The 13,806-nt window shown below is 71.0% G+C and carries 13 protein-coding genes; all 13 read right to left on the bottom strand.

What is annotated here, in order from left to right; all coding sequences use genetic code 11:
- Position 1: 1 nt before the first annotated feature.
- Positions 2-898: a carbohydrate ABC transporter permease gene (locus SK571_RS15965; RefSeq protein WP_319984863.1), complete on the bottom strand. Its 897-nt coding sequence runs from the start codon at positions 896-898 to the stop codon at positions 2-4.
- On the bottom strand, positions 895-2,169 hold the full coding sequence (locus tag SK571_RS15970; protein WP_319984864.1) for a sugar ABC transporter substrate-binding protein: 1,275 nt from the start codon (positions 2,167-2,169) through the stop codon (positions 895-897). Before SK571_RS15970 ends, SK571_RS15965 begins: the two co-directional genes overlap by 4 nt.
- Before the next feature lie 43 nt (positions 2,170-2,212).
- Positions 2,213-3,229, bottom strand: coding sequence for a LacI family DNA-binding transcriptional regulator (locus SK571_RS15975; RefSeq protein ID WP_319984865.1), 1,017 nt, complete (start codon positions 3,227-3,229; stop codon positions 2,213-2,215).
- A gap of 198 nt (positions 3,230-3,427) precedes the next feature.
- The gene (locus SK571_RS15980; protein ID WP_319984866.1) at positions 3,428-4,360 is read right to left on the bottom strand and encodes a hypothetical protein; all 933 of its coding nucleotides are present in this window, start codon (positions 4,358-4,360) and stop codon (positions 3,428-3,430) included.
- Positions 4,357-5,313 (bottom strand): transketolase family protein, encoded by a 957-nt coding sequence (locus tag SK571_RS15985; RefSeq protein ID WP_319984867.1) that lies wholly within the window; start codon positions 5,311-5,313, stop codon positions 4,357-4,359. Before SK571_RS15985 ends, SK571_RS15980 begins: the two co-directional genes overlap by 4 nt.
- Positions 5,310-6,167 (bottom strand): transketolase, encoded by an 858-nt coding sequence (locus tag SK571_RS15990; RefSeq protein ID WP_319984868.1) that lies wholly within the window; start codon positions 6,165-6,167, stop codon positions 5,310-5,312. The genes SK571_RS15985 and SK571_RS15990 overlap by 4 nt, the downstream gene beginning before the upstream one ends.
- On the bottom strand, positions 6,164-7,039 hold the full coding sequence (locus SK571_RS15995) for an NUDIX hydrolase (protein ID WP_319984869.1): 876 nt from the start codon (positions 7,037-7,039) through the stop codon (positions 6,164-6,166). Before SK571_RS15995 ends, SK571_RS15990 begins: the two co-directional genes overlap by 4 nt.
- Positions 7,026-7,769, bottom strand: a complete 744-nt coding sequence (locus tag SK571_RS16000) for a guanylate kinase (protein WP_319984870.1) — start codon at positions 7,767-7,769, stop codon at positions 7,026-7,028. Before SK571_RS16000 ends, SK571_RS15995 begins: the two co-directional genes overlap by 14 nt.
- A gap of 31 nt (positions 7,770-7,800) precedes the next feature.
- The gene (locus SK571_RS16005; protein ID WP_319984871.1) at positions 7,801-8,919 is read right to left on the bottom strand and encodes an iron-containing alcohol dehydrogenase; all 1,119 of its coding nucleotides are present in this window, start codon (positions 8,917-8,919) and stop codon (positions 7,801-7,803) included.
- Between the two features lie 359 nt (positions 8,920-9,278).
- Positions 9,279-10,427 carry a phosphoglycerate kinase gene (gene pgk, locus SK571_RS16010; protein WP_319984872.1) on the bottom strand — a complete coding sequence of 383 codons (1,149 nt, stop codon included), beginning with the start codon at positions 10,425-10,427 and terminating at the stop codon, positions 9,279-9,281.
- Positions 10,424-11,503, bottom strand: a complete 1,080-nt coding sequence (gene argC / locus SK571_RS16015; protein WP_319984873.1) for an N-acetyl-gamma-glutamyl-phosphate reductase — start codon at positions 11,501-11,503, stop codon at positions 10,424-10,426. Before argC ends, pgk begins: the two co-directional genes overlap by 4 nt.
- On the bottom strand, positions 11,500-12,546 hold the full coding sequence (locus SK571_RS16020; protein WP_319984874.1) for a zinc-dependent alcohol dehydrogenase: 1,047 nt from the start codon (positions 12,544-12,546) through the stop codon (positions 11,500-11,502). Before SK571_RS16020 ends, argC begins: the two co-directional genes overlap by 4 nt.
- A 2-nt stretch (positions 12,547-12,548) precedes the next feature.
- Complete coding sequence (locus SK571_RS16025; protein WP_319984875.1) at positions 12,549-13,514, bottom strand: hydroxyacid dehydrogenase; 966 nt, start codon at positions 13,512-13,514, stop codon at positions 12,549-12,551.
- Between the last annotated feature and the right edge of the window lie 292 nt (positions 13,515-13,806).

Here is a 13,806-nt window from a genome sequence, read left to right on the forward strand (position 1 = left end):
GTCATCCCCTCTCGCGCAACAACCGGAACTGCAGGACGGTGACGACCGCGATCACCACGAAGATCAGGTAGCTCATGGCGGAGGCGTAGCCGTAGTTGCCGAACCCGAACTGCCGGTAGGTGTACATCGACGCGGAGATCGTCGAGTTGAGCGGACCGCCGTTGGTCATGACGTACGGCTCCTCGAAGAACTGCAGGTAGCCGATCGCCGTCGTCACCGAGACGAACAGCAGCGTCGGGCGCAGCAACGGCAGCGTGATGTACCGGAACCGCCGCACCGGACCGGCGCCGTCGATCGACGCCGCCTCGTGCAGCGACGCCGGAACCGCCTGCAGCCCGGCCAGGAAGATGATCATCGCGGTGCCGAAGTTGCGCCACGCGGCCATGAGGATCAGCGCGGGCATCGACCAGTCCGGGTCACCGAGCCAGTTCGGCCCCTCGACACCGACCCAGCCGAGCACTGTGTTGATCAGCCCGAACTCGTCCTGCAGCAGGAACCTCCACACCACCGCGACCGCGACGATCGAGGTGATCACCGGCGTGTAGAAGCCCAGCCGGAAGAACGCGCGGAACCGCGTGATCCCCTTGTCCAGCACCACCGCCGCGGCGAGCGCGATGATCAGCGTGAGCGGCACGCCGACCAGCACGAAGTACGCGGTGTTCGCCGCCGCCGTGCGGAACAGCGGGTCGGCGAACGCCTTGACGTAGTTGTCCAGCCCGACGAACTCCACCGCGAACGGCGAGCGCAGGTCCCGGTTGCGGGTGTCGGTGAAGCTCATGAAGAGCGACTGGACCACAGGCCACGCCGTGAAGATGCCGAAGAGCAGGCAGAACGGGAGGACGAGGAACCACGCCGCCCGTTCCACCCCACGGCGGCGCACCGCGACGGGCGAGCTCACCTGCCGGTACCGATGGAGTCCGCGGCGGCCTGGGCGGCCTTCAGCGCACCGGCCGCGTCGGCGCCCGAGCGGGCCACCTTCTCGACCTCCGTGTCGAGCGCGGTGATCGCCTGCTCCCAGGTGGCGAAGGTCGGCGGCGACTGCGCCGTGTCGAGCTGCCTGCCGAACGTCGCGAGCTTGGTGTCGGCGGTGAGTGCCGGGTCCTGCCAGGCGCTCTTGACCGACGGCAGGTCGGTCGACCGCTGGTACCACTTCACCTGCGTCTGCGGGTTCGCCAGCCACTGCACGAACTTCCAGGCCGAGTCGCGGTTCTTCGTCTCCTTGAACACGACGAGGTTCGAGCCGCCGACGAAGCTCGACGAGGTCTTCTTCGTCGGCATGGGCATGACGTCGTACTTGTCCTTGAAGCCCTCGCCGCCGACCTTCTCGACCGCGGACATCATCCACGGGCCGGAGATGAACATCGGCACGCGCCCGCTGGCGAAGTCCGGCTCGGTCGTGGGTTGCGCGGGCGCCTCCTTGTCCGCGATGCCCTCGGAGAAGAACGAGCCGTAGTACTCCAGCGTCTCCCGCATCTCCGGGCTGTCGAAGTTGTAGGCGGAGTCGCCGTTCTTGGTCAGCGACGCGCCGTTCGACCAGGCGAAGGGCAGCAGCGACTGCCACGACCCGGTGCCGCCGGCCTGCAGCCCGATGCCCCACTTGGCGCCGGCCTTGGCCTGCATGGCCCTGGCCATCTCCTTGAGGCCCGGCCAGTCCTTCGGCGGTGTCTCGTACCCGGCCGTCTTGGCCAGGTCCTTGCGGTAGTAGAGGAGCCTCGTCTCGACGTACCAGGGAATTCCGTAGGACGTTCCGTCCACTTCGGTCGTGCGTTGCGCGCCGTCGAAGAACGCGCCCTTGTCGATCGAGGACGGCGTCGGGTCGAGTGCACCCATGCCCGCGAACTCACCCATCCACGTCGACCCCACCATGGCCGCGTCGGGCACCTGCCCCGCGGCGATCGCCGAGGTGAACTTGTTGTGGGCGGCGTCCCACGGGATAGCGGTCACCTGGACGTCGACGCCGGGGTTGGCCTTCTCGAACTCCTCCGCGAGCGCGGGGAGCTTCTCCCCCTCCGCGCCCATGGCCCAGACGGTGATCGTGCCGGTGGCCGGCCCCTGCGCGACGTCGGTGCCCGTCTGCCCACCGGACTGGTCGTCGCCGCGCCCGCAGGCGGCGAGGACCAGCACCAGGGCCGACACCCCCGCGAGCGTCTTGGAAGTTCTGCGCGCCATTGCTTCTCGCTTCCTCTCGGGCCTTCGTCTTCGGATGCGGTGATCAGGTGCAGCCGCACGAGCCGCGCACCACGAGCTGCGTCGGCAGCATCTGCGCGTCTTCGCGCGGCGGCTCTCCGCTCACCAGTTCGTGCAGGCGGCTCGCGGCCAGCGCGCCGAGCTCGTGGACGGGCTGGCGCACGGTCGTGAGACCCGGCCGCACGTACCGCGAGGTCATGACGTCGTCCCAGCCGACGACCGCGACGTCGCCCGGCACGTCCCTGCCCGCGTCCTGCAGCGCGGTCATGATCGACAACGCGAGCTCGTCGTTGGCGCACATGAGGGCGTCCGCCTCGTGCTCACCCGCGAGCAACCGCCGTGCGAACGCGGCACCGTCGGCCTCGCTCAGCGCGACCCGGACCGGTTCCGCCGCGTCGAGCCCGCGATCCCGGTGCGCCGCGACGTAGCCGGCGTGCCGGTTGCGCACGTCGGACCCGCTGTCCGGATCACCGACGAACAGCACGCGCCGCCGGCCGTGGTCCAGCACGTGCCCGGCCAGCTCCCGCGCACTCTCGACGTTCTCCGCCACGACCGCCTCGATGCCGTCGTGCGGCTCACCCGCGATGACGACGACGGGCTTCTTGGCGCGCAGCGACCGCACCACGTCCGCCGGGATCGCCGCCGACCCGAACACCGCGATGGCGTCGACCCTGGTCGCGAGCTGCCGCACCGCCGCGACCAGATCGGTCCTGCTGTCGGTGAGCACGAGCACGACGGACTGGTCGAGCTCGGCGGCGCGAGCCTCGAAACCCATGAGCAGCTCGGCGTAGTAGGGCCCGGACAGCTCCGGCAGCACGAGCCCGTGCGCCTCGTGGTGCCGCACCGCGAGACTGCGGGCGGCGCCGAGCGGCACGTACCCGAGCGCGTCCACGGCGGTGAGCACCTTCTGCCGGGTGGCCTCGGCGACGACCGCAGCACCCTGCAGCACCCGCGACACGGTGGCGATGCTGACGCCGGCGTGCTCGGCGACCGAGTAGATCGTCGCCCCCGGCTTGGCCTCGGGAGAGGCTGGCTTTCCCATCTGCGCTGCTCGCCGCCCTGTTCGTCACCGCCTGGTGAATGTAAGCGCTTACATGTGACTCTTTGTTATGTAAGCGCTTACATTCTGCTGATTCGGCAAATATAGGCACGAGCGGCCGGATGACACAAGGGCGCGATGTCGCGGGCGGTCTGTCCTGACGCGGAGAACGCGCAGGTCAGACCGGCCATGAGGATCGACTCAGAAGACCTCGGTCGTCCTGCGCGTGGTGTCCGCGGAGCACTGCCACAGGCCGGCGAGCTGCTCGACGGAGAGGCGGTCGAACTCCGCCGTGACTCCGGGCAGGTCGTGCGGGATCAGTTCGGCGGCGAGGGCGCACTCCGGCCATCGGCCACGCGCGCCCCACGAGCGGACCTCGTGCAGCGCGTCGTCCAGGCCGGTCGGCTCGCCGCCTTCGCGCAGCGCCGTCAGCCGTGCCCGCATCTGCTCCCGGCCGTGCGGCGTCAGGCCGTCCAGCAGGACGGGCAGGTCCAGGCTCGTCCCGGCCGGCGTGACCGATGCCCACGGCTCGGTCCGCACGGCCGTCCGCGGCGCGGTGAAGAGCAGGCCGACCGCCGGTGCGCCACCGAGCACGTACATGTCGCGCAGCAGGTCGGCGGGTTCGTCGGGGCAGTGCACGAACGCGATCATGCGGTTGGACATGCCCAGCTCGGTGCGCAGCTGCCCGGCCGTCCGCCGCCGCCCGTTCGACGAACCCTTGCGCACGGCGACCCACATCGTCAGCGGCACGTCGCCGCCGGGCTCGTCCCTGCGCACCAGCAGGCACCGGGCCTGCTCCCGTTCGGACATCATCACGTGCAGGCGGATGCGGTCGGTGGTCGCCTTGACCCACGGATACGACCACAGGGCGTGCGACCGCGCGGCGTCCAGCTCGGCGTCGAACGAGGCGACGACCGACAGCCCGTGCGCGGCGAGGAACCGGCGGACGCCCGCCATGCGCCCGCTGACCAGCGCCTCCGGCTTCACGACGACCAGGGCCAGATCCCACAGCCGGGCGGCGAGATCGCTCTCCCCGGCGACCGCCAGTGCCGTTCGCGCCAGCGGGTCGGCGCGGAACGCGGACGCCTTCTCCGGCAACCTGGTCAGCGACTCCCAGCCGGTCGTCGCCGTCACCCGAGCAGCTCCCCGGCCAGTGCGGCGAGCCGGTCCGCGCCGATGCCGTAGTGCGCCAGGACGTCGAGCTGCGGACCGTTGACGATCGGCTCGTCCGGGATGCCCAGCGCACGGAACCGCACCGGAACGCCCTCGGTCATGAGCGCGGCCGCGCACGCCTCCCCAAGACCCCCGTGCACGCTGTGCTCCTCGGCCACGATGAGCCCGCGCACCCGGCGCGCGACGTCGAACAGCGTCGTGGTGTCCAGCGGCCGCACCATCGGCATGCTGACGACCGTCGCCTCGACGCCGTCGCGTGCCAGCGCCTCCGCCGCGCCGAGAGCGATGCCCACCGTCTCGCCGGTCGCGATGATGCCCACGTCGCCCCCGGTCCGCAGCCGGGTGGCGCGCTCGACCGCCACGGGTTCGGACGCGGGCCCGTGCACGCACGCCAAGGCCCGTTTCCCGAACCGGACGTACATGGGACCGTCGGTCGCCGCCGCCAGCCGGATGGCCGCCTCCGCCTCGCAGTTGTCCGCGGGCGCCACGACGGGGATGCCGGGCATCGCGCGCAGCGCCGCGTAGTCGGCGATCGAGTGGTGCGAGGCACCGAGCGCGCCGTAGCTGATCCCCGCGCTGATCCCGATGAGCCGCACGGCGTTGCCGCCGTAGCCGACGTCCACCTTGATCTGTTCGAGCGACCTGGCGGTCAGGAAGCAGGCGGGAGAGATCACGAACGGCTTCATCCCGCACGACGCGAGCCCGGCGGCCACGCCGACCAGGTTCTGCTCGGCGATCCCGAGCTCGACCACGCGGTCCGGGAACTCCCGGGCGAACGGTTCGAGCTTGCCCGAGATGCGCGAGTCCGCCGTGAGCACCCGGATGGCCGGGTCGGAGGCCGCGAGGTCGCGCAGGGTCGCGTCGAGCACCTGGAGGTTCGCGAGCCTCGGCTCGGCCACGGTGTTCTGGCTCATGCCCTGCTCCTCAGCTCCGCGATGCGGTTCTCGACGTCCTGCCGCGCGACGGCGTACTCCTCGTCGTTCGGCACCTTGTGGTGCCAGCGGATGTTGTGCTCCATGTACGAGATGCCGCTGCCCTTGACGGTGTCCGCCAGCACCACGGTCGGACGGCCGGGCACCGTGGGCGCCGAGGACAGGGTGTGCTCGATCTGGACGAGGTCGTGCCCGTCGATCTCGTGCACGGTCCAGCCGAAGGCGGCGAACTTCTCCGCCAGCGGCTCGGAGTTCATGATCTCCGCGGTCGAACCCGCGATCTGGTAGCGGTTGCGGTCGACGATCGCCACCAGGTTGTCGAGGTCGTAGTGGCCCGCGGACATCGCGGCCTCCCACACCGACCCCTCCGCGAGCTCGCCGTCACCCATGAGCACGAACACGCGGTAGCCGAGCCCGTTCTGCTTCCCGGCGATCGCCATGCCGACGCCGATGGACAACCCGTGCCCCAGCGCTCCCGTGGACTGCTCGATGCCGGGCACGGAACGGGTGGCGTGGCCGACCAGCTTCGTGCCGAACCTCAGGTAGGTGTCGAGCAACGCGCGGTCGAGCAGTCCCGCGCCCGCGAGGACGACGTACAGCGCCTCCACCGCGTGACCCTTGCTCTGCACGTACCGGTCCCGTTCCGGGTGCTCCAAGGTCTCCGGCGAGATCCGCAGAACCCGTTCGTACAGCACGGTCAGAATGTCCAAACAGGACAAGCTGCCCGCCATGTGCCCGTTGCCCGCCGAGCGGATCAGGTCGATGACGTCCATCCGGTACCCCGCGGCCCGGACCGCGAGATCGACATCGGCTCGCACGTCGTTGACGGTGGTCATAGCACTCCCCTTCTGAGCCCGAGAACGGACTGCTGGTACAGCGGATCCCCCGCGCGGAGGTGGTCGTGCCGGATCAGGAAGTCGAGGACCACGAGGTTGCAGTCCGGTTTGAACTCGGCCGACCCGGTCACCACGTCCAGCAGCTTGTCGACGGGGTACAGCTCGAACCCCGCGACCTCCGCGTCGACCGGCCTCGGCACGAAGTCCGCCGGCAGTTCCAGGTCGAAGACGTGCTCGAAGTCGCGGGAGATCACGTCACCGTGCTCCATGAACATCGTGACTGCACTGGTCTGCCGGAGCGGACCGATCAGACCGGCGCCGATGCCGGCCTCCTCCCACGCCTCCTTGCGCGCCACCGCCTCCGGGGTCATCGACGCGATGACCCCGCCCGCGACCATCTGGTCCAGCAGGCCGGGGTACGTGGGTTTGTCCGGCGACCGCCTGGCGACCCACATCAGCACGTCCGCCCCGTCCCGGACGTAGCCGTTGACGTGCGCGCCGATGTTGATGAGCCCGAACAGCCTGGTGAGAGCGCGTTCCATCCGCATGACCACCGGACCGCCGGGGTACGGGACGACGTCGTACAGCTCGTCGCGCCAGCCGGGGACGACACCGAGCTCTCGCCACCGCTGCGCCAGTTCCGCCACCGCGGCGGTCCGCTGCGCGGGCGTCGCCAGGCCTTCGCCCAGCACGACCAGGTCCGGGAGGACCGTGAACACCCGCTCGGCGCGGACCAGGCCCACCCTGGTGCGGTGGATCCACCCGAGGTGGAACCCGCCCGCCACGAACGGCACGTACCTGCTCAGGTCCCGCGTGTTGCAGATCGACCCCCAGTCGTGGGCCGTCCCGCCCGGATCGTCAGATGCCGTCAATGCGAGTCCCGGCGGGGTCGTAGTAGAAGAGCATCTGGCGGCGGTCCTTCATCGCCTCGTACCGCTCGCGCAGCTCGGGCAGCCGGTCCAGCCGCGACTTCTCCGCGCGCAGGATGCCGCGCAGCGTCTCCAGGGTCTCCGTCAGGTCGTGGTTCGTCACGTGGTAGCGGTGCATGTCCACATAGGACAGGTCCTGCACGCCCATGTTGAACTTCAGCTGGAGCTTGTCCCCCGCCCCCGACGTGCGGCCGGTCAGCCGTTCGCGCAGCACCTCCATCGACGGCGGTGCCACGAACACACCGACCACCTGCTCCGGGAAGGCGCGCTGGAGGTTCAGGTACAGCTGCGGCGTGTAGTCGAACAGCAGGTCGCGGCGCTGTGCGATGGCGTCGAGGAGCGGCTGGCGCGGGGTTCCGCTGTAGTACCCCTCCTGCGGGTTGACCCACTGGGCCAGCTGATCGGTCTCCACGAGCTCGCGGAACCGTTCCCGTGACACGAAGTCGAAGAAGTCGTCGTCGTCCACTCCGGACACCGGGTCCGCCGGGCGGCGGCCGCGGGTCGTGACGTTCTTGACGTACCCGATGTCGGGATCGGCCTTGCGCCACATGCGGATCAGCGAGCTCTTGCCGGTCCCGCCGGGGCCGGACAGGACGAGGAAGACGGACGACGAACGTCCGTCCAGCTCGGTCGTCATGTGGTCCGCGATGTGCGCGGGCGGAACGACGGTCATCGGTTGCCTCTCCTCGGTATGTGCTCGCGATTCACAACGACTCCTCGAACAGGGAGCGGATTAGGTCGTCGTCGATGCCGGGAATCGGGTCGTTGCCGGTGTTCCCGGTGACGCCGCCGACGAGCGTGCCGACGTCGGTGGCGCGAAAGCCGTGGGAACGCAGCGAAGCGCCCACGCCGGTGCTGCGGAGCAACCGGCCCACCGCGGTGACCGCGTCCCCGGCACCGAGCACGCGACCGACCGTGGCGAACGCGTCCCCGGCGTGCGGTTCCGCGCGACGCAGCCAGGCCGGGTAGACCGCGGCGAGCCCGCGCCCGTGGGAGATCGCCACCCTCGGCACCGAGCCCATCGCCTGCTGCAGGCGGTGGGGCAGACAGGTGCTGGCGTTCGCGACGTTGATCCCGCCGAGCAGCGAGGCGAGCGCGAGTTCCTCTCGCAGCGCGGGGTCGTTCGCTCCCGCAGCCAGCCGCGGGAGGCAGCGGCCGAGCACCTCCAGCGCCTGTTCGGCGAGGGACCTGGTGATCGGGTTGGCCTTGCGCGCGACGTACCCCTCGACGGCGTGGGTCAGCGCGTCGAACCCGGACGCCACCGCGACCGCGGCCGGCACCGTGCTCGTCAGGTCCGGGTCGATGATCGCCACACGGGGAAAGAGGTCCTCACCCCGGATCCCGGACTTCAGGGACCGCGCGTCGTCGGTGATGATGGCGCCCTTGGTCACCTCGGCGCCGCTGCCCGCGATCGTCGGAACGGCGATCACCGGAACCGCGCCCCCCGTGGCCGCCAGCGTCGTCCCGACCAGCGGTCCGACCGCCCCGGCGCGCAGCCCGACGGCGACGGCCTTGCCCGCGTCGATGGCGCTGCCCCCGCCCAACGCGACGACCACGTCACACCGCGCCCGCGCCGCGGCCTCGACGGCAGCGTCCACTTCGGACGCCAGCGGCTCCGCGGAGATGTTGTCCGACACCGTGACGACGAGACCGGCGCGTTCCAGCTCGGCCGTGGCCGCCAAGAGCAGCCCGTACTGCCGCGCGGCCGACCGCCCGCACACCAGCAGCACCCGACCGCCGTACCGCGCGGCGTGACCGCCCAGCTCGGCGAAGCGGCCCGCCCCGAAGACGACCGTCGTCGGGACGTGCAGGTCGATGATCACGCGGTCTCCTCCGGTCCGGTGCGGGCGGCGTCCGGAACGGGACACGCGCCGTGGGCGAGGAAGCAGAGGTCGATCATCACGCAGCCTCCGTCTGAGCGGTGCGCACGGCATCCAGAACCGCGCATGTGCCGTGGGAGAGGAAGCGCAGGCTGACGGTCACGCGACCTCCCGTGGCACCAGCACGGACAGTGTCCGGAACGGAACACGGGCCGTGGACGAGGAAGCGAAGGTCGATCATCACGCAGCCTCCGTCTGAGCAGTGCGCACGGCATCCAGAACCACCCACGTGCTGTAGGCGAGGAAGCGCAGCTCGCCCCGGACGACGCACCTCCCGCAGGTGACGAAGCGCAGGTCGGTCATCACGCCGCCTCTCCCGGTCCAGTGCGGACAGCGTCCAGAACAGGACAGGTCCCGTGGGCGAGGAAGTGCAGCGCGGCGCCGCCACCGGTGGAGACGGGTCCGTCCCACGGCAGCTCGGCCACGGTGTCCCCGCCCATCAGCAGCGCGTCCACGCCCGGCGCGGAGAACGCGGCGAGCAGCTGGTCCGCGCTGTTGCGGAAGCCTTCCGCGTACCGGCTCGGCGTGCCCGCGACGAAGGCGCGACCACCTCCGGAGACCAGCCGGGCGAGGGCGTCGCGCAGCCACGGCCTGGGCACCAGGTCGGCGATGGCCCATCCGGGCGGGATCTGGTGCACCCCGACGATGCGAACGGCTCCGTCGCGCGTCACGGTGACGTGGCGGGGGACGTGGATCCTGGCCCGGCCGGTGCGGCCGAGCACCGTGCGCGCCACCCGCAGGCAGCCTTCGGGGTCCTCACCCAGCTCCGAGGCGCCCACGTCGTGACCTAGTGCCCTCAGCACGGTGTTGAGGACCACGCCGCCCGGTACGACCACGTCGTAGTGGCGGCTGACCGCGTCCAGACCCGTCATGGTCTTCTCCCGCTTGACGCCGCCGAGGACCGCGATCGAGAAGCGGTCCGACGGGCCTGCCCACGGTGCGAGGAGTTCCGTCTCGCGGAGCACGCTGTCGGTCACGTAGCCGGGCAGGGTGCGCAGGACGCCCACGTTCGACGCGTGTGCCCGGTGTGCCTTGGAGAACCCTCCGACGGCGACGGCGTCACCGAGCGCGGCGAACCTGCGGGCCAGTGCCGGGTCGTTGCGCTGCTCGCCGGCGTGCCTGCGGGTGTTGCCGAACAGGGCGGCCGTGCCGGGACGCAGTTCTCCGGCGAGCCGTGCCGCCTGCGGGGTGTCGTTGTCCCACACGTAGTCCACTGTGGACCCCAGGCGGGTGGTGAGGTGGGCGGCCACGTGATCGAGCTCGTCCGCGCTGCCGTGGCTGCCCTGGTGCGACAGGATCGCGACCCGTCCGCCCGCGTCGAGGATGCGCCTCAGGTCCGGGATCTCCGCGTCGATGCGGCCGGTGTCGCGCAGGTCCGGCCGGACGTTGAACCCGGCCGAGTAGACCCACCGGTCACCGGGCCGGATCTCCTTGTCGCGCAGCCTGTTCACAGCGCGTACGCCGTCAGCCCGGTGCGCTCGTCGATGCCGAGCGCGACGTTCATGTTCTGGATCGCCGATCCGGCCGCGCCCTTGACCAGGTTGTCGGTCACGGCGACGATCCTCGCGACCTGTCCGCCGCGGCCCGTGTCCAGGCCGAGGTGGCAGAAGTTGGAGCCCACCACGTGGTTCAGGTTCGGGTAGATCTCGTACTGCTTCTCGTTCAGCGCACCGAGCTTGGGCTGCGTGTTGACGACGACGAAGTGCTCGCCGCCGTACGCCTCGGTGTACAGCTCCAGCAGCTCGTCCCGCGTGTGCGCGGCCGTGAGGTGGACGTCGGCCCGCAGGTGGATGCCGCGGGCGAAGTTGCCGTGGGCGGTGTCGAGGTCCACCTCGACCGGCCGCCCGGCGAACGTCGTGAAGAACGCTTCGAGCTCCGGGCCGTGCCGGTGCCCCTCCAGGCTGTAGGACAGCATCGCCCCGGCCACCTCGGCGTGCATGATCGCCTTCTTCGGGGTGTTGCCCGCGCCGGTGGTGCCGTTGACGGCGTGGATGCCGATCGGCACGTCCGGCCGCGCCAGGCCCGCGCGCAGCAGCGGTGCCAGCGCCAGGATCGCGGTGTTCGCGTAACACCCGGGGTTGGCGATCAGCCGGGCGGTGGCGATCTCGTCGCGGTTCAGCTCCGTCACGCCGTACCGCGCCTGCGCCAGCAGGCCGGGATCGGCGTGTTCCGCGCCGTAGACCCGCTGGTAGACAAGAGGGTCGGCGAACCGGAAGTCTGCGCCGAGGTCGATCGTGCACACCCCGCGGCCGGCGTAGTGCCGGGCCTGGCGCATCGCCTCGCCGGACGGGGTGCAGAAGAAGACCACGTCCAGCTCGCCCGCCCGCTCCGCCAGCCGTTCCACGGGCAGGAACGCCAGCCCGCTGCCGGTCAGGTTCGGGTGCACCAGCGCGAACGCGGCCTCGGTGCGCGCGGTGGGCAGGATCGTGCGGACCTCCGGGTGGCCGAGCAGCAGCCGGCACAGCTCGCCGCCGGTGTGCCCGGTCCCGCCGACCACCCCGACGGTCAGTCCCCCGGCGCGCGTCATCGCTGTCCCCCTTCGCCCGTGCAGTGCAGCATGACCTTGCCGACGCCGCCCGTCCCCGCTTCCAGCACGCGCATCGCCTCGGCGGCTCTGGCCAGCGGGAACCGGTGCGTGATCAGCGGAAGCGGGTCGATCGCACCCGACGCCAGCCTGCTGATCACCGCGGCGAAGTCGCTCGGGGTGGACAGCGCCGAGAACCGCACCGTCAGCTCGGCGGACACCATCGGGTTCGGCGCGCAGGTCTGCGGACCGGCGAAGTAGCTGACCACGACCACGTCACCGCCCGGCCGGGTGACCGCGCACGCCTCGTCGAGCACGCCGGGGTGCCCGGACGCCACGAACGTGACGTCGGCGCCGCCGGGCAGGTGCGCCAGCACACCGTCCACCGCACCGCCCGCCGCGTCCACGTACTCGTCCGCACCGGCGCGCGTGACCAGCGCCGCCTTGCCCGGTCCCAGGTCCGTGCACACCACCGCGCGTGCCGAACGCTGCCGGGCGACGAGGGCGCAGGACAGTCCGATGCTGCCCGAACCGAGCACCGCGACCGTGCGCCCACTCAGGTCGCCCGGCAGGCACGCCGCGTGCCAGGCGATGGACAGCGGCTCCGCCATGGCACCGGCCTCGGGGTGGACGTGGTCCGGCAGCACGAACGCCATGTTGCGGCGCAGGACGACGTGTTCGGCGAACGAGCCGTGCCACCCCCGGTGGCTCAGGTTCTCCCTGTCCCGGCACAGGTTCACCGCACCCGTGCGGCACGCGGCACAGGCGTCGCACGGGGAGAACGCGGCCGAGCACACGCGCTGACCCGGTCGCAGGTCCGCCACCTCCGCGCCGACCGCCTCGACGATCCCGCACATCTCGTGCCCGAGCACGACGGGTGCGGTCTTGTACGGGTGCGTGCCGAGGTAGGTCGCGAGGTCGGAGCCGCAGATGCCGGTCGTGAGCACCCTGACGAGCACGTCGGACGGCCCGAGGTCCGGCCGGGTGATGGCGCGGGTGGCGATCGTGCCCACCTCTTCGAGGACGGCAGCCGTGGTGGTCCGCACGGTCAGCACACCCGGTTCGGCACGGCGCCGCCGGCCAGTGCGAGCACGACGGAGTCGACCACGACGTGTCCGATCGCGCGCTGGGCGTCGGCGGACATCGCCCCGATGTGCGGGGTCAGCACCACGTTGTCCAGCTCCGCCAGCGGACTCGTGGTTCCCTCGCTGACGTGGACGTCGAGTGCGGCCCCCCGGATGACGCCGTCCCGCAACGCGGTGAGCAACGCCGTCTCGTCCACGACCCCGCCGCGCGAGATGTTCACGAGGTAGGCACCCGGCTTCATTGCCTTGAGCTCGGCCGTGCCGATCATCGAGCGCGTCCGGCCGGTCAGCGGCACCACCACGCACACCACGTCCGACTCCTCGAGCAGCCGGGGCAGCGCGACCAGGTCCACACCCCGGTCGGCGAGCTCGATCCGGCGGGACTCCGAGAGGTGCTCGGCGGTGGCGAGGATCCGCGGTGAGAAACCGGAGGCGATCCGGGCGATCCGGGAACCGATGTTGCCGAAGCCGACGACGCCCAGGGTCTTGCCCGCCAGTTCGTCGCCCTCCAGGGCCGCCTTGTTCCACACGTCGGCGCGGACCTGCCGGTCGGCCAGCGAGATCCGGCGCATCACGCTCAGCATGAGACCGATGGCGAGCTCGGCGACGGCGCCGGCCGATCCGCCGGGGACGTTGAAGACCTGCACCCCGGCTCGCCGCGCGGCGTCCAGGTCGATGTTGTCGACCCCGGAACCGGCGCGGGCCACCAGTTTCAGGCTGCGGGCGCGCTCGAACACCTCGGCGGGCAGCCGGGCCCCGCTGCGCAGCACCACCACGTCCACATCGGACACGAGGTCGAGCAGCACGTCCGGCGGTGGCTGGAGGTGGACGACGACGTCGAAGCCGGCGCGCATCCGATCGACCGCCTCCGCGTGGATCGGATCGAGCACGAGCACCTTCGGCCTGGCGCGCACGGCGCTGTCTTCCACGAGCCTCCCCCCTCGGGCCGCGAATAGAGTGCACGGCGGCATTCCCGGCACGACCGGGTTCGCACAGTGCGATGGCGATGCTAACCGACAATTCCCGAAGTGTCATGTTCGCGCACACCCGGCAAGGACTTGACAAACATTCGCCGACCCGCTTGGAAGCAAGCCCCGAATTAGACTCGAAATACCCGTTCCGGCTCCCTGTTCTCCGTTTGACCGATCGCTCCCAGCAATTGCACGAGGGGCGGCGGAGGACAGAGATCCGCTGGTCAAAGCGCACTGGTGACCGCCGGTT

Source organism: Lentzea kristufekii, from assembly GCF_033949925.1.
Taxonomy (GTDB): Bacteria; Actinomycetota; Actinomycetes; order Mycobacteriales; family Pseudonocardiaceae; genus Lentzea; species Lentzea kristufekii.